This window comes from Pseudomonas sp. TE3910, assembly GCF_056279025.1.
The window spans coordinates 3,514,955-3,531,263 of record NZ_JBWBQN010000001.1 but is presented as its reverse complement, the minus strand read 5'-3'; the positions used below and the strand labels follow the sequence as shown (position 1 = coordinate 3,531,263).

The 16,309-nt window shown below is 60.4% G+C and carries 13 protein-coding genes and 1 pseudogene; 13 read left to right on the top strand and 1 reads right to left on the bottom strand.

Going from position 1 to position 16,309, the window contains the following annotated elements:
* Nucleotides 1-316 precede the first annotated feature (316 nt).
* The 7 genes and pseudogenes from ACZ9H3_RS16220 to ACZ9H3_RS16190 all read left to right on the top strand — a co-directional run bounded on the left by ACZ9H3_RS16220 (nt 317) and on the right by ACZ9H3_RS16190 (nt 9,116).
* On the top strand, nt 317-1,669 hold the full coding sequence (locus ACZ9H3_RS16220) for a TolC family outer membrane protein (RefSeq protein ID WP_476221516.1): 1,353 nt from the start codon (nt 317-319) through the stop codon (nt 1,667-1,669).
* A gap of 43 nt (nt 1,670-1,712) precedes the next feature.
* Entirely contained in the window at nt 1,713-3,869 is a 2,157-nt protein-coding gene (locus ACZ9H3_RS16215) for a type I secretion system permease/ATPase (RefSeq protein WP_065761708.1), read from the top strand.
* Nucleotides 3,859-5,232: an HlyD family type I secretion periplasmic adaptor subunit gene (locus ACZ9H3_RS16210; protein ID WP_065761709.1), complete on the top strand. Its 1,374-nt coding sequence runs from the start codon at nt 3,859-3,861 to the stop codon at nt 5,230-5,232. Before ACZ9H3_RS16215 ends, ACZ9H3_RS16210 begins: the two co-directional genes overlap by 11 nt.
* 191 nt (nt 5,233-5,423) lie before the next feature.
* Nucleotides 5,424-6,323, top strand: coding sequence for a TauD/TfdA dioxygenase family protein (locus ACZ9H3_RS16205; protein WP_476221514.1), 900 nt, complete (start codon nt 5,424-5,426; stop codon nt 6,321-6,323).
* Nucleotides 6,324-6,343: 20 nt separating this feature from the next.
* Nucleotides 6,344-7,364, top strand: a pseudogene (locus tag ACZ9H3_RS16200) (ABC transporter substrate-binding protein).
* A 5-nt stretch (nt 7,365-7,369) separates the two neighbouring features.
* The gene (locus ACZ9H3_RS16195) at nt 7,370-8,233 is read left to right on the top strand and encodes an ABC transporter ATP-binding protein (RefSeq protein ID WP_330523912.1); all 864 of its coding nucleotides are present in this window, start codon (nt 7,370-7,372) and stop codon (nt 8,231-8,233) included.
* A gap of 16 nt (nt 8,234-8,249) precedes the next feature.
* The gene (locus ACZ9H3_RS16190; protein ID WP_330523913.1) at nt 8,250-9,116 is read left to right on the top strand and encodes an ABC transporter permease; all 867 of its coding nucleotides are present in this window, start codon (nt 8,250-8,252) and stop codon (nt 9,114-9,116) included.
* Nucleotide 9,117: 1 nt separating this feature from the next.
* Here the strand turns inward: ACZ9H3_RS16190 and ACZ9H3_RS16185 are convergent, their stop codons facing one another.
* Nucleotides 9,118-10,128, bottom strand: coding sequence for a helix-turn-helix transcriptional regulator (locus ACZ9H3_RS16185; RefSeq protein ID WP_102053692.1), 1,011 nt, complete (start codon nt 10,126-10,128; stop codon nt 9,118-9,120).
* A 205-nt stretch (nt 10,129-10,333) separates the two neighbouring features.
* Between ACZ9H3_RS16185 and ACZ9H3_RS16180 the strand changes: the two genes are divergently transcribed.
* From ACZ9H3_RS16180 to ACZ9H3_RS16155, 6 genes are all read left to right on the top strand, one after another.
* Entirely contained in the window at nt 10,334-11,152 is an 819-nt protein-coding gene (locus ACZ9H3_RS16180; protein WP_476221512.1) for a tetratricopeptide repeat protein, read from the top strand.
* Between the two features lie 92 nt (nt 11,153-11,244).
* On the top strand, nt 11,245-11,697 hold the full coding sequence (locus tag ACZ9H3_RS16175) for a MarR family winged helix-turn-helix transcriptional regulator (RefSeq protein WP_102053690.1): 453 nt from the start codon (nt 11,245-11,247) through the stop codon (nt 11,695-11,697).
* Nucleotides 11,694-13,784, top strand: a complete 2,091-nt coding sequence (locus ACZ9H3_RS16170; protein ID WP_476221509.1) for an FUSC family protein — start codon at nt 11,694-11,696, stop codon at nt 13,782-13,784. Before ACZ9H3_RS16175 ends, ACZ9H3_RS16170 begins: the two co-directional genes overlap by 4 nt.
* Nucleotides 13,781-13,993 (top strand): DUF1656 domain-containing protein, encoded by a 213-nt coding sequence (locus tag ACZ9H3_RS16165; protein WP_330523915.1) that lies wholly within the window; start codon nt 13,781-13,783, stop codon nt 13,991-13,993. Before ACZ9H3_RS16170 ends, ACZ9H3_RS16165 begins: the two co-directional genes overlap by 4 nt.
* On the top strand, nt 13,990-14,865 hold the full coding sequence (locus tag ACZ9H3_RS16160) for an HlyD family secretion protein (protein ID WP_330523916.1): 876 nt from the start codon (nt 13,990-13,992) through the stop codon (nt 14,863-14,865). Before ACZ9H3_RS16165 ends, ACZ9H3_RS16160 begins: the two co-directional genes overlap by 4 nt.
* Entirely contained in the window at nt 14,862-16,307 is a 1,446-nt protein-coding gene (locus ACZ9H3_RS16155; RefSeq protein WP_102053687.1) for an efflux transporter outer membrane subunit, read from the top strand. Before ACZ9H3_RS16160 ends, ACZ9H3_RS16155 begins: the two co-directional genes overlap by 4 nt.
* Nucleotides 16,308-16,309 lie beyond the last annotated feature (2 nt).

Sequence of the window (16,309 nt, the reverse complement as noted above, 5' to 3'; positions counted from 1 at the left end):
TTCCATGCCCGAGCGACGCTGACTTGCCGCAATCAGATGGAATGTTCTGTGAGGCGTTTTTGACACTGCAACTGTCAAAATAATGACTAAAAGGTTTGGCAATTAACTTCATGCCAAACTATTGACCTTCTGATCGCCATCCTAAACAATCGGATACGTAATGTCACATTGATATTTGAACGGTCACCAGTCTTCCTTCGTACGATCCTAGTAGCATCTCGGAAATTTCCGACGTAAGGTCCGCACGGTTGCCATTATTAAATGCGGCAAGGCCACTTGCTGTGATTTGGGACAAGATGTCCCCGGGAAAAAGTAAATGCGATCGCTCCTTCTGACTGCTCTTCCTTTCACCCTTGCCGCCAGTTTTGTTCAAGCGCAAAGCCTGCCGGAAGCTATGCAGCGCGCCATCGAAGTCCACCCGGAAGTTCAAGCCGGGGTTAACAGCAGAACCGCCGCCGACTATCAATTGCGCGCAGCCCAGGGCGGCTATTTGCCGCGGGTTGATGTATTGGCAGGTTACGGCCGCGAAGGCACCGACAGCCCGAGCACTCGCATCGGTAACCGTAGCAACGATTGGGAAACACTCAACCGTGGCGAAGCCAGTGTGCGTCTTCGACAAATGGTCTTCGACGGCTTCGCCACATCCAGTGAAGTCGGTCGTCAACAAGCCACCGTCAACTCACGCGCCTATGCCCTGATGGGTACGTCCGAACGTACGGCACTCAATGTTGCCCAGGTGTATCTGGACGTGCTGACCCGTCGCGACATGGTGCGTCTGGCCGAAGACAACCTGCGCAGCCATGAACGCATCTTCGATCAGATCAAGCTGCGGACTTCCCGTGGCGTTGGCCGTCTGGCCGATATGGATCAGGCCGAAGCACGCCTGGCACAGGCCCGCAACAACCTGATCACCGAACAAACCAACCTGGCTGACGCACAAACCAACTACCTGAGTGTGGTTGGTCAAATGCCAGACGAAATCAGCACGCCGCCGGCCTTTATCGACATGCTGCCAGCCAGCCTGGATGAAGCACGCCAGCAAATGCTGGAAAGCAGCCCGATCCTGCGCTCGGCGGAGTCCGATATCGCCGCTGCAGAGAAGCAGTACGATGCTGCAAAATCGTCGTTCTACCCGCGTTTCGATGCTGAACTGGGGCGCAGTGCCGACAACAACATCGATGGTGTCAGCGGTCATAACAATGACTGGCAGGCCATGCTGCGCATGAGTTTCAACCTGTATGCCGGTGGCAGCAACAAAGCTGACCTGGAGTCCAAGTCCTATCAGGCAAACCAAGCGCTGGATATTCGTAACAATGCCTTGCGCCAGCTCAATGAAGAATTGGGCCTGGCATGGAATGCTATGAACAACGCCAATGCCCAAGTGCCGATTGCGCAGAAGTACGTTGATTACAGCAGCAGTGTTCGCACCGCTTACCAGAAACAGTTCAGCCTGGGCGAACGTACATTGCTTGACCTGCTCGATAGCGAGAACGAACTGTTCACCGCCCAGCGCCGTCTGGCAGAGGTGAAAAACAGTCAGCTGTTTACTCAATATCGAATCAAGGCGACCATTGGCCAGCTCCTCAAGAGCCAGGGCGTTGTGGCGCCAATGGCAACTGTCGTGCAGAACGACATGAAGCCTCAGGTAAACCTGCCCGGCATGAACTGAGGCCAGCCCTCATGTCCAACCGTATTTGCTAAGAGATTGCCGCGTGGAATCAGAAGTCAGTCGAGTCCAGCTCACCCATGATCCACGCAGCCAGCACGACGACCCGTTGCTGGACAGCCTGCTGTCGCTCTGTGTGTTGCACCAGAAACCTGCCAGCCGGGCGATGCTCACCACCGGTTTACCGCTGCCCTCGCAGCGGTTGAGCCCGGAGCTACTGCCTCGCGCCGCTGCCCGGGCAGGCTTGCAAGGTCGCTTGCTGCAACGCAAGCTGGAGCAGATACCCAACATCGCCATGCCGGCGATGTTGCTGCTCAAGGATGGCCGCAGCACGATCCTGCTCGGCTGGGAAAACGAAGGTACTGCACGTCTATTGCTCAGCGAGAGCGACGGCGGTGAGGTACATGTCAGCCGCGAAGCGCTGCTGGCCGATTACAGTGGCCGGGTTTTCTTTGCCCAGCCGCAGCATAAGTTCGACGTCAACCATGGCAACCTGATCCCCAGGGCGCGCTCATGGTTCCGTGACACCCTCAAGCGCTCGCGCTGGCTTTATGCCGACGCCATCGCCGCCAGCCTGGTCATCAACCTGATCGCCATGGCCGCACCGCTGTTCGTGATGAACGTCTACGACCGCGTAGTTCCCAACCAGGCCACCTCGACCCTCTGGGTGCTGGCCATCGGTATTACCGGGGCCTACCTCTTCGACCTGATCCTCAAGGGCCTGCGCAGCCTTTGCCTGGACCTGGCCGGGAAGAAAACCGACCTGATCATCTCCGCCACGCTGTTCGAGCGTATTGTCGGCATGGCAATGAAGTACCGCCCGGCCCGGGTCGGTAGCTTCGCCCAGAACATCCATGAATTTCAGGGCCTGCGCGACTTCCTTGCGTCGCTGACCCTGACCAGCCTGATCGACCTGCCATTCACCCTGCTGATCCTCTTGGTGATCGCCATCATCGGCGGCCATCTGGTCTGGATTCCCATCGTTGCCTTCCCGCTGGCTCTGGGCATTGGCCATGCATTGCAAAAACCGCTGGTCGCAACGCTGGAACGCACCATGGCGCTGGGTTCCGAGCGCCAGTCGAGCCTGATCGAAACCCTCGCAGGGCTGGATGCAGTCAAGGTCAACAACGCCGAAAGCGAACGCCAGTACATGTGGGAGCAGACCATCGGTACGCTTAGCCGTCTGGAGCTGCGCGTAAAGGTGTTGTCGGGCCTGGCCATGAACATCACCCTGCTGATCCAGCAGTTGGCCGGCGTGGCGCTGATCTGCTTCGGCGTCTACCAGATCATGGACGGCCACCTCAGCATGGGCGGCCTGATCGCCTGCTACATGCTCAATGGACGCGCCATGGCCCCCCTGAGCCAACTGGCCGGGTTGCTGACCCGTTACCAGCAGGCCAAGGTCACCATGGTCTCGGTTGACCAGATGATGGAGCTGCCGCAAGAGCGCAACTTCGAAGAGCGCCCACTGAGCCGCCAGGTACTGCAAGGTGCCATTGAGTTCCGCGGGGTTGATTTCACCTACCCGAACCAGCAGAACGTTGCGCTCAAGGGCATCAACCTGGTGATCCGGCCGGGCGAGAAGATCGGCATCATCGGCCGTAGCGGCTCAGGCAAGAGCTCGCTGGCCAAGTTGATTGTCGGCCTCTACGAAGCAGACGCCGGCTCGTTGCTGGTCGATGGCGTGGACATCCGTCAGATCGATGTGAGCGAGCTGCGCCACAATATTGGCTATGTCCCTCAGGACATCCAGTTGTTGTCCGGCACATTGCGCGACAACCTGGTCAGCGGTGCCCGCTATATCGAGGACGAAATGGTCCTGCAAGCGGCCGAGCTCTCTGGCGTGCATGAGTTTGCCAGGCTGCACCCGCAGGGCTACGAGCTGCAGGTCGGCGAGCGCGGCCAGAACCTCTCCGGCGGCCAGCGACAGAACGTTGCATTAGGCCGGGCCTTGCTGCTGAACCCACAGATCCTGTTACTGGACGAGCCGACCAGCGCCATGGACAACACCGGTGAAGAGCGCCTCAAGCAGCGCCTGCAAGCGGTTATCGAGAACAAGACCGTTGTACTGGTCACGCACCGTGCTTCGCTGTTGTCACTGGTCGACCGGCTGATCGTGATTGATCGCGGGCAGATTGTCGCGGATGGCCCGAAAGCCGCCGTAATGGATGCGCTGAAAAAGGGGCAGATCAGTGTTGCTTAAGTCTGGAGCAGGTCGCATCAAGGACGTACTGAGTAACTACTTCAAAGGCTCGGAGTCGCTCCATGGGCAACCCTTGCCTGAGGTCAACAAAGCCCTGATCGAGGATGCACCGCGCATTGTGCGGCTGACCATCTGGGGCGTAATCGGTTTTTTCCTGTTCATGGGGCTCTGGGCCAACTTCGCGATCATTGATGAAGTGACACGCGGCGATGGCAAGGCCATTCCGTCCTCAAAACTGCAGAAAATCCAGAACCTGGAAGGCGGTATCGTTGCCGAGATCTATGCCCACGAAGGCGAGATTGTCGAAGCCGGCGCGCCACTGCTGCGCCTGGACGATACTCGGTTCGTGTCCAACGTTGGCGAGACAGAAGCCGACCGTTTGGCCATGGCCCTGCGCGTCGAACGCTTGAGCGCCGAGGTCGAGGATCGCCCATTGCATATCGCCGATGAAATCCGCAAAGCCGCGCCCAATCAGGCCAACAACGAGGAATCGTTGTACCAGAGTCGGCGCCAGCAGTTGCAGAACGAGATCGGCGGTTTGCAGGAGCAACTGGTACAGCGCCAGCAGGAACTGCGCGAATTCAGCTCCAAGCAGGCGCAGTACCGCAACAGCCTTCAGCTGCTGCGTCAGGAAATCAACATGTCCGAGCCATTGGTATCCCAGGGCGCGATTTCTCCGGTTGAGGTGCTACGCCTCAAGCGGGCCGAAGTGGAAAACCGAGGCCAACTGGATGCAACCTCTCTGGCCATCCCACGCGCCGAGTCCGCCATCAAGGAAGTCGAGCGCAAGATCGACGAAACCCGTGGCAAGTTCCGCAGCGAGGCCCTGACCCAACTGAACGAAGCCCGCACGGACCTGAGCAAGGCCCAGGCAACCGGCAAGGCGCTGGAGGATCGGGTCAGCCGTACGCTGGTTACTTCGCCGGTGCGCGGTATCGTCAAACAACTGCTGGTCAACACGATTGGCGGCGTCATTCAACCCGGTAGTGATCTTGTCGAGATCGTGCCGCTGGATGACACACTGCTGGTGGAGGCGCGGATCCGTCCACAGGACATCGCCTTCCTACACCCTGGCCAGGACGCCATGGTGAAGTTCACCGCCTATGACTTCACCATCTATGGCGGGCTGAAAGCCCGGCTGGAGCAGATCGGCGCCGACACTATCACCGACGAAGACGGCAACACGTTCTATGTGATCAAACTGCGTACGGATCGCAGCCACTTGGGCACTGACGAAAAACCGCTGCTGATTATCCCCGGCATGGTCGCATCAGTGGACATCATTACCGGCAAGAAAAGCGTGTTGAGCTACCTGCTCAAGCCGATCATCCGGGCACGGGCCGAGGCCTTGCGCGAGCGTTGATTGGAGGCCGCTGCTCACTCATATGCTTATTCAATAAAGATATTTAAATTAAATCTCTTATAGCAATATAGTTAATCCCCTGCGTACATGCCGACCAATCGGTGCGCCGCACGACACGAACCAACACGGAACAGCCGTGAGTTTCTGATCGATGCGCGCACCCTTGGGCGCGCACTGCGTGGGAGAGCACTATGTCAGCAGCCTCAATCGCTTTGTCGGTACACGACAGCGCACAGCAGCAAACCTTCGAAATTCGTCCTCTTGCCGGCGCAGTAGGTGCCGAGATCATCGGCCTTGACCTGAGCCTGCCGGTCAACGACGAAGCGTTTGCCCGCATCCACCGGGCTCATCTGGATCACCACGTGCTGGTCTTTCGTAACCAGCACATCACGCCCGAACAGCAGGTCGCCTTTAGCCGCCGGTTTGGCGTACTGCAAGTCCATGTGCTCAAACAGTTCCTGTTGGCCGGGCATCCGGAAATCCTGATTGTCTCCAACATTGTCGAGAACGGGCAGAACATCGGCCTGGGCGATGCTGGCAAGTTCTGGCATTCAGACCTGTCGTACAAGGAACTCCCCAGCCTCGGCTCGATGCTGCATGCCCAGGAACTGCCCCGCGAAGGCGGCGACACCCTGTTCGCCGATATGCACAAAGCCTGGGACGACCTGCCAGAGGCCCTGCGCAAGGCCGTCGAGGGGCGCAGCGCCGCACACTCCTATACCGCGCGTTACAGCGAGACCAAGTTCGAAGGCAACTGGCGCCCAACCCTGACTGCCGAACAGTTGGCACAGGTGCAGGAAGTGATTCACCCGATCGTCCGCACGCACCCGGAGAACGGTCGCAAGGCGTTGTTTGTCAGCGAGGGCTTCACCACCCGAATCATCGGCCTGCCGGAAGACGAAAGCCGCCAGATTCTCACCGAGCTGTATGCCCACAGCGTGCTGGAACACAACATTTACCGCCATCAATGGCAGCCCCGCGATCTGGTGTTCTGGGACAACCGCTCACTGATTCACCTGGCAACCGGCTGCCCGAGCCACCTGCGCCGCAAGTTGTTCCGCACCACCATTCAGGGCGACGCGCCCTTCTAAGACCGATCAAGGAGCACAGCATGAGTAACGCTATCAGCCGCCTCGCGGCCAGTATCGGCCTGGGTCTTAGCCTGATCGCCGGAAGCCTGGTGGCCCCGGCCGCCGCACAGGCCGAAGGCGAAATTCGCATCGCCGAACAATTCGGTATCGTCTACCTGCTACTGAATGTGGTGCGTGATCAACAGTTGATCGAAAAGCACGGCAAGGCACAGGGAGTCGACATCAAGGTCGATTGGACCCAACTTTCTGGCGGTGCAGCCATCAACGACGCACTGCTGTCCGGCTCGGTGGATATCGCCGGGGCCGGCGTCGGTCCGTTGCTGACCATCTGGGACCGCACCCAGGGACGGCAGAACGTCAAGGCCGTCGCCTCACTCGGCAACTTCCCTTATTACCTGGTCAGCAGTAATCCGAACGTGAAGACGATTGCCGACCTCAGCGAAAAGGACCGCATCGCCCTGCCGGCAGTGGGTGTTTCAGTGCAATCGCGTTTTCTGCAGTACGCGGCAGCCAAGCAATGGGGTGACAAGGAGTATGCCCGCCTGGACAAATTCACCCTGGCGGTTCCGCACCCTGATGCCACCGCAGCCCTGCTGGCCGGTGGCACCGAGTTGAATGCGCACTTCTCCAACCCGCCGTTCCAGGATCAGGTGCTGGCCAACCCGAATGTGCATGTGGTGCTCAACACCTACGACCTGCTCGGCCCGAACTCGCCAACCGTACTGTTTGCGACTGAGAAATTCCGCAAGGACAACCCCAAGACCTATAAAGCGTTCGTTGGAGCGCTGGCCGAAGCGGCAGACTTCGCCCAGAACGACAAGGCTGCCGCCGCCGACACCTACATTCGGGTGACCAAGGCAAAAATCGACCGCGAGGCCCTGCTCAAGATCATCGACAACCCTCAATACGAGTTCAGCGTCACGCCGAAAAACACCTACCCACTTGGCCGAATTTCTCTATCGCGTCGGCGCTATCAAGCACAAGCCCGAATCCTGGAAAGACTACTTCTTCCAGGATGAGAAGCCTCTGCAAGGGAGCTGAAACGCATGAACGCCCAATTGCAAGGCCACACGGTCAGCAACCTGCGCGACGTGCCCACGTCGCCTCTGCTGCACGTGGATAACGTCAGCCTCGAGTACCGCACTGCGCAACGCGTGGTGCGCGCTACTCACCACGTCAGCTTTGAAGTGGACAAGGCCGACCGCTTTGTTCTGCTAGGCCCCTCAGGCTGCGGTAAATCGACCCTGCTCAAGGCGGTGGCCGGTTTCATCGAGCCTCAGGAAGGGACGATTCGTCTGCAAGACCAGGCTATTAAAGGGCCTGGTCCCGACCGTATTGTGGTGTTTCAGGAGTTCGACCAGCTTCCACCCTGGAAAACCGTCAAACAGAACGTCATGTTCCCGTTGCAGGTCTCTGGCACGCTGCCACGTCAGGAGGCCGAGCAGCGCGCGCTGCACTATCTGGAAAAAGTTGGCCTGGCAGCCTTTGCCGACGCCTACCCGCACACCTTGTCCGGCGGCATGAAAGCGCGGGTGGCCATCGCACGGGCACTGGCGATGCAACCGAAGATCCTGCTGATGGACGAACCGTTCGCCGCACTCGATGCGCTGACCCGGCGCAAGATGCAGGAAGAGTTGTTGCTGCTCTGGGAGGAGGTGCGTTTCACACTGCTGTTCGTCACCCACTCCATCGAAGAAGCGTTGGTGGTAGGCAACCGCATTCTGCTGCTGTCACCGCACCCAGGACGGGTGCGCGCCGAAGTGCACAGCCATCAGTACGGGCTGCATAGTCTGGGCGGCCGTGAGTTCCAGGCATCGGCACAACGTATCCATCGACTGCTGTTTGAGGAAGATCAGGCGCAAGATCAAGCACTCGATCTTGATTTCGCCGATGTTCGCATCGCCTACTGACCTGGAGTCCACTCGCATGGCTACCCCTCCTATTGTGCGCCAGGAGTATGAAGTCCCCCTGGAGCCGCTGCTCAACGTGCCATTGGAACGTGAGCTTCCACTGGCCCAGCGACTCTGGCAACACAGCAGTTTGCGCAAAGGGCTGATCCTGCTGTTACTGGCCCTGGCCTGGGAAGCTGTTGCCCGTTATCAGGCCAACGACCTGCTCCTGCCCAGCTTTGTCCAGACATCCCGTGCCTTGATCGATGGCCTGGCCAGCGGCGAGCTGCTGGCCAAGGTCGGCGTCTCGTTGATCGTGCTGCTCAAGGGCTACCTGCTGGGCATTGTCCTGGCCTTCGGGTTGACCAGCCTGGCAGTGTCGACACAATTCGGCCGCGACTTGCTCAGTACCTTGACCTCAATGTTCAACCCCTTGCCCGCCATCGCCCTGCTGCCTTTGGCGCTGCTCTGGTTCGGCCTGGGCGACAACAGCCTGATTTTCGTACTGGTACATTCCGTACTCTGGGCACTGGCGCTGAACACTTATGCCGGCTTTCTCGGCGTATCGGAAACCCTGCGCATGGCCGGACGCAACTATGGCCTGCGCGGCTTGCGCCTGGTCCTGCATATCCTGATTCCAGCCGCGCTGCCGTCGATTCTCTCAGGGCTGAAAATTGGTTGGGCCTTTGCCTGGCGCACCCTGATTGCCGCCGAACTGGTCTTCGGTGCGACCAGCGGCAAGGGTGGCCTGGGTTGGTACATTTTTCAGAACCGCAACGAGCTGTACACCGACAAGGTATTCGCCGGCCTGGCGGTGGTCATCCTGATCGGCTTGTTGGTGGAGAGCCTGGTATTCAATAGCCTGGAACGGGTCACCATCAAGCGCTGGGGTATGCAGCGCTAATTCATGCCGTTTGGTACTGGGCGGCGGCCTTGCTCAGGGTTTCAGCAATTTGCTGGCGCAGGCCGATCGGCTGCTCGACGATCAAGCCATCGCCCTGGCTCAACAACCACCAGCGCAACTGCCAGCTATTGCTGACCGTCGCCCTCAGAAGATGCCCATGTGCCAACGGGGCCAGGCTCATGTCCGCCGACAGCGGCGTTTCACGCACCAAGCGCGCCAAACTGTCGCTCACCCAGGCTTGCAGCTCGATTTTATCGGTCTGCCCGAATTGCAGGGCATCGCTGCGCAGGTAAACCTGCAGGTCGAAATCCTCGAGACCTTCGGTGGCACTGCTGAGGATACTGACCGTGCGAAAGCGATGAACCGCAAACTGGCGAATATCACTGTAGGGATCCGCTCGGGCAATCAGGTAGCTGACCTGACCGCGCTGAATCAACGCCAACGGGTTGAGAGTCATTTCGCTGAGTTTGTCGTTATGTGCCGAGTAGTACTGGCACTTCAACTGATACTCCTCCAACAATGCCTTCTGCACCGTTTCCAGAATGCTGTCGGGCACCTCGGGCGCTTGCATGTTCATGTCGGGGCGAACGCTGGCGACTTTGTCCAGCCAGCGCGCAGCCTTGTTCGCACCGGACAAGTGCTCAAGTTTTTGCCGAGCATGACTGAAACGCGCATCAAGCACCTTGAGCATGCTCCCCGGTAGCAGTGGCCGTACCGCTTCCTCGACCAACGCCAGGCTCAAGGCTTCGCTGATACTCAAGCCGCGCAGTTCGACACAGGCGTTTGCCGCCCAATGCCACCCATAGGGAATACTCTTGTCGTTGCGCTCCAGTGGAAAGATCAACGATAGTTCGTTGAGGTCTCGCTCGATACTGCGCTTGCTGATGGTGAAGCCAGCGTCCTGCAATCGGGCGACCAGCTCTGCGCTAGTGATGCCGGGGGATCGGCTGGGTAGCTGGCGCAAAAGTTCCCATTGGCGGCTGAGTGTGGCGCGGGTGGTAGCAGAGGGCAAAAGGGTGCGTCCTTGTCTAGACTTGCGCACTAGCATGGCGCCCGCCAACGGATATGGCAAATGGCCACTTATTCAACCAGATCAAGGAAGAGCTGTTGAATCGCTTCACGATGATTGTTCGCGACAGGTTTTGTCGTTGCCTTGCGCAGAATCACATCCCATCACCCCCGCTCTCGGTACTGCGGGTGGTTCAATGAGGATGAACATGTCTGCTGTCAGCAATATCTATCCCTTGCTAGAGCGCCTGTTGCCCACGCGCATCACGCCAGCCCCCGGACGTACCGGCCACTTGTCGCGCCTCTATGCCGGGGTTGGCATGCCCAGCCAGCGTGCCGCGCTGGGTGACAGTTTCAGCCTGATAAACAGCCTTGATGAGGCCGCCGACCTGCAGGCGGTGTATACCGACCTGCGCAACCAGGCGCTGGAGGGCAGCATCTCGGCACTCAATGACCTCGGCTGGATCTGGCTCAATGGCAAGTACTGGCGAGCGGATCCGACACTGGCCGGCCACCTGTTGCGCATGGCCGCTTTGCAGGGCAATGCGACAGCATGGTTCAACCTGGCCCAGCAACATTACTTCGGCAAAGGCGTGATGGTGAGCTACGCCTGTGCAGCCGAGTACTACCAGCATGCCTTCGAGCGTGGTTTGGACCATGCTGCAGCGGCACTCGGTGACCTTTACGAGGAAGAGGTCTGCGATACCCATGTGCAGGAGTGGCAAGTCGACCTGCAGCGCGCCTACCAGTGGTTCATGCGCGGAGCCGAACGCGGCGATGCACGCTGCCGTTTTGAAATCGGTTATCGGTTGCTGCATGGCCAACAGGTCGAGACTGACACCAAGGCTGCGTTGTACTGGCTGGAACTCGCCGCAGTCGCCAAGGTGGTACAGGCTGCGGAGGAACTGGCTGTCCATTTCAGCCTGTCGAACGACACCTTGCGCTACCTGTTCTGGCGCGATCAGGCCATTGCCCTAGGCAGCCCCTTGGCGTTGAGCATGAAGCTGGAGGACCAGGTGCGCTCCTGAAACCATTGAGCAAGCGCCTCTTGACGTCGGGGGTGGTGGTCGAAGTATATTGATAGTTAGCAAACTATGAATATCCGCGTGACCGCCCTCCAATGAATCTCGACGCACTGCAACTCAACATCAGCAGCGGTATGGTGGCAGCCGGCCGGCACTGGCGACGGATCTGCCAGGCCACGCTGGCTGGTTACGGTATCTCCGAAGCCTGCGCGGTGCCGCTGCTATTGATCGTGCGCCTGGGCGACGGCGTTCATCAGGTCAAGGTCGCCCAGGCGGCCGGACTGGAAAGCCCCTCCCTGGTGAGGCTGCTCGACCAACTGTGCAGCGCGGGCTTCGTCTGCCGTAGCGAAGATCCCCTCGACCGCCGCGCCAAAGCCTTGAGCCTGACCACCAGTGGCCGAGCCTTGGCCGAAGCCATCGAGGGCGAACTGGTTCGCTTGCGCCGAGAGGTACTGGCGGATCTTCCGGCAGCGGATCTTGAGGCGACTCTGCGGGTATTAAGGGCCTTTGAAGAGGCGGCACAGCGCGCCTCGGGGCAAACCGCATGAGTACTTTTTTCAGCTCAATGCCGCCTGCGCGCGACTGGTTCTACGGGGTACGAACCTTCGCCGCCTCGATGATCGCACTGTATATCGCCCTGCTCATGCAATTGCCACGGCCCTACTGGGCCATGGCAACGGTTTATATCGTATCCAGCCCATTCGTCGGGCCAACCAGCTCAAAAGCCCTGTACCGGGCCATGGGTACTCTGCTCGGCGCGGCCGGGGCCGTCTTTCTGGTACCCCTGTTGGTACAGGCGCCGGTGCTGCTGACGATCGCCATCGCGCTGTGGACCGGAACCCTGCTCTTCCTTTCCATGCACCTGCGCACCGCTAACAGCTACACCCTGATGCTGGCCGGCTACACCCTGCCAATGATTGCCCTGCCTGTGGTCGACAACCCGCTGGCCGTATTCGATATCGCGTCCTCACGGGCCCAGGAGATTTGCCTGGGCATAGTCTGCGCGGCGGTGGTCGGGGCAGTGTTCTGGCCGCGCCGACTGGCCCCTGTAGTGGTGGGCACGACCAGTAACTGGTTCAACGAAGCCCGTCGGTACAGCGACACGTTCCTCGCCCGGCAGGTATCGACCGAAACCGTCAGCACCTTGCGCGCCTCGATGGTCGCGACCTTCAACTCGCTGGAAATGATGATCGGCCAACTGGCCCATGAGGGCGCACGCCCACAAACCGTAAAAAACGCCCGCGAGCTGCGTGGTCGCATGATTCACCTGCTGCCAGTACTCGACGCACTGGACGACGCACTGCTGGCACTTGAGAAACGCGCCCCGGCCCAGGCTGAACATCTTCAAGCCGTGCTGTTGGAGGCCCGCGACTGGCTGCAAGCCACCGCCGAATCAGCCTCACCAGCACGCTGGTCAGCCTTGCGCACCCGGCTGGAAAACCTGCAACCCGACGCCGCAGCGCTGGACGAGCGGCCCATGCTACTGCTTTCCAATGCCTTGTATCGTCTCACCGAATGGGTCGATCTGTGGCAAGACTGCTGCACGCTGCAACAGGCCATTCGGACCGAGGACCTCTCGCCTTGGCACGCCGTTTATCGACACTGGCGGTTGGGCCGGCTGACACCGTTTTTTGACCGCGGCCTGATGCTCTACTCGGTGTTCTCGACCGTGACCGCGATCATTGCCGCCACGACGTTGTGGATCCTGCTGGGCTGGAACGATGGCGCCAGCGCAGTCATTCTGGCAGCGGTTGCCTGCAGTTTCTTCGCCGCCATGGACGACCCGGCACCACAGATTTATCGGTTTTTCTTCTGGACCACCCTGTCGGTGGTGTTTGCCAGCCTTTACCTGTTTCTGGTGCTGCCCAACCTGCATGACTTCCCGATGCTGGTACTGGCCTTCGCAATCCCGTTCATTTGCGTCGGCACCCTGACCGTCCAGCCGCGCTTCTACCTGGGCACCTTGCTGACCATCGTCAATACGGCCTCGTTCATCAGCATCCAAGGGGCCTACGACGCCGACTTTCTGACCTTCATCAATGCCAACCTGGCGGGCCCCGCAGGCCTGTTGTTCGCCTTCATCTGGACCCTGGTGATGCGCCCGTTCGGTGTCGAGCACGCCGCCCGGCGGCTAACGCGGTTTAGCTGGCACGACATCGTCGGCATGACCCTTCCAGCCACCTTGGCCGAGCACCGCAGGCTGGGCGTGCAAATGCTCGACCGCCTGATGCAGCACCTGCCACGCCTCGGCCAGACCGGACAGGACACCAGCGGTGCCCTGCGTGACTTGCGGGTTGGCCTGAACCTGCTCGACCTGCTGGCCTATATGCCCCGTGCGTCAGCCCAGGCTCGAGCGCAACTTGAACAGGTCGTCACCGAAGTGGGCGCGCATTTCCAGGCCTGCCTGGACGCTCGCCGTCGCCTGCACCCGCCTGAACTGTTGCTGACCAGCATGGAGCGCGCTCGCCAGGCGCTTAACGTGCAGAGCATGGCCGAACACGCCGATGCCCGTCTGCATTTGCTGCATGCCTTGAGCGGTTTGCGTCTGGCCTTGCTGCCAGGCGTGGAAGTCATGCTTGATCCCGCTGCAAACCCACCTCAATTGCCCTATGGCATCGACGGAGCGCCCCTGTGATCGGTGACCTGGATATCAGCGGGGTTTTCCTGCCCACGCTGCTCGTGATGATGCTGGGAACATACCTGCTGTTTCTCGGCGTGCATGCAGTGCTGACACGCGTGCATTTCTATCGCCTGGTCTGGCACCGGGCGTTGTTTAACGTCGCCCTCTACGCCGTACTGCTCGGTACGGTAGATCATTTTTTTCGAAGCCTGATGCTGCCATGAAGAAACCTCTATTGACCCTGGGACGCATGGTCCTGACGCTGTTGGTTGTGACGCTGGCGACCGTACTGGTCTGGCAGATGGTGCTGTATTACATGTTCGCGCCCTGGACCCGTGACGGGCACATCCGCGCCGATGTGATCCAGATCGCGCCTGACGTGTCCGGGCTGATCCAGGAGGTCAGCGTGCGTGACAACCAGGTGATCAAACGTGGCGATGTGCTATTCACCATTGATCAGGACCGCTTCCGCCTGGCCTTGCGCCAGGCCCAGGCCACCTTGGCAGAGCGCAAGGAAACCCTGGCCCAGGCGCAACGTGAGGCCAAGCGTAATCGAGGGTTGGGCAACCTGGTCGCCCAAGAGCAACTGGAAGAGAGCCAGTCACGCGAGGCACGGGCGCAGTCGGCTCTGGCCGAGGCCCAGGTGGCAGTCGATGCGGCGCAGCTCAACCTCGACCGCTCGGTACTGCGCAGCCCGGTGGACGGCTACCTCAACGACCGAGCCCCGCGCGTACACGAGTTCGTCAGTGCCGGGCGCCCTGTACTGTCGGTTGTGGACAGCAATTCTTACCACGTCGACGGCTACTTCGAGGAAACCAAGCTTTCCGGCATCAAGGTTGGCCAGGCAGTGGACATTCGCGTCATGGGTGACAACACACGGCTGCGTGGCCATGTACTGAGCATCGCCGCCGGTATCGAAGACCGCGACCGCAGCAGTGGCGCGAACCTGCTGCCCAACGTCAACCCCGCATTCAGTTGGGTACGCCTGGCCCAGCGCATCCCCGTACGCATCGCCTTCGATCAGGTGCCGGATGATTTCCGCATGATCGCCGGGCGCACGGCCACAGTGTCCATCATCGAGGGCAGCGGTCAATGAAGCGGTTGGCATTGCTGAGCATCAGCCTGGTGCTATCGGCCTGCCAGATGGTCGGCCCGGATTACCACCTGCCCAAGGACGCAGCGGTCAACCGCAGTGACCTGCAAGGCACGTTGCGCAACGATGCGAACAGCGTGGTCTCCGCACCAGTGCCCGGCAACTGGTGGCAGCTGTATCGCGATGATCGCCTTGACCACTTGGTGCGCGACGCCCTGGCTGCCAACACCGAGCTGCGCGTAGCTGCCGCGAATATCGCCCGGGCCCGCGCCCAAGTCGAGGAAGCACAGGCTCAGGGCGGCTTTCACGCCGGAACGAAACTCGGCGCCCAGCGCCTGCAAGAATCCGGCGAGGCGTTCCTGCTGCCGGAAAAAGTGCCCGTGGCCAATATTGGCGAAGCGATCCTTAGTGCGTCCTACCAGTTCGACCTGTGGGGCACCCTCAAGCGCGGTGTAGAAGCAGCCCAGGCCAATGCCGACGCAACCCAGGCCGCCGCTGATACGGCACGAATCACAGTGGTCGCCGACGTCGTGCGCGCCTATACCCAGGTGTGTGCCGCCAACGAAGAGCTGCACATCGCCCAGACCTCACTGGACCTGCAGGAGCAAAGCCTGAGCCTGACCCAACGCCTGCGCGATGCCGGGCGTGGCGACGAAACCCAGGTCACGCGCTCGCAGACCCAGTTCAAATCCCTGCGCGCTGAACTGCCGCGCTATCAGGCAGCACGCGAAGCCGGTCTGTTTACCCTTTCGATGCTGCTGGCCAAGCCTGTCGACCAGCTACCGGCCGGCACCGCAACCTGTGCCGAACTGCCCCACATTGCCCAGTTATTACCCGTAGGTGATGGGGCCGCGCTGCTCAAGCGACGCCCAGATGTACGCCAGGCCGAGCGTGGCCTAGCAGCCGCCACCGCCACCATCGGGGTCGCCACCGGCCAGCTGTATCCGGACATCAGCATTGGCGCTCAAGTTGGCACCATCGGTATTCTGGAAAACCTCGGTACACCGGCAACCAATCGCTGGGGTTTTGGTCCGCTGTTGACCTGGAACGTACCGACCAACGGTACTCGGGCACGTATCCGCGAAGCCGAGGCCTCGACCCAAGCCGCCCTGGCACGCTTTGACGGTGTGGTGCTCAACGCCATCCGCGAAACCCAGACCAGCCTTGCCCAGTACAGCGCCCTGCTGGAGCGGCGTGATGCCTTGGCGGAGGCCGAACGCTCGGCGCAGTTGGCTGCAGATCAAACGCATCGTTTCTATCAGGCCGGTCGCGCGTCGTTCCTTGCCGACCTGCAGGCGACCCGCACTTACACGGATATGCGCGCCCAACTGGCGGCTGCCAACACTCAGGTCGCCTTGGGGCAGATCGGGTTATTCCTCGCGCTGGGTGGGGGCTGGGAAGGCACTGGCGATGCACGCGCCGCGCAACCCTCGGCAGCACACTGATG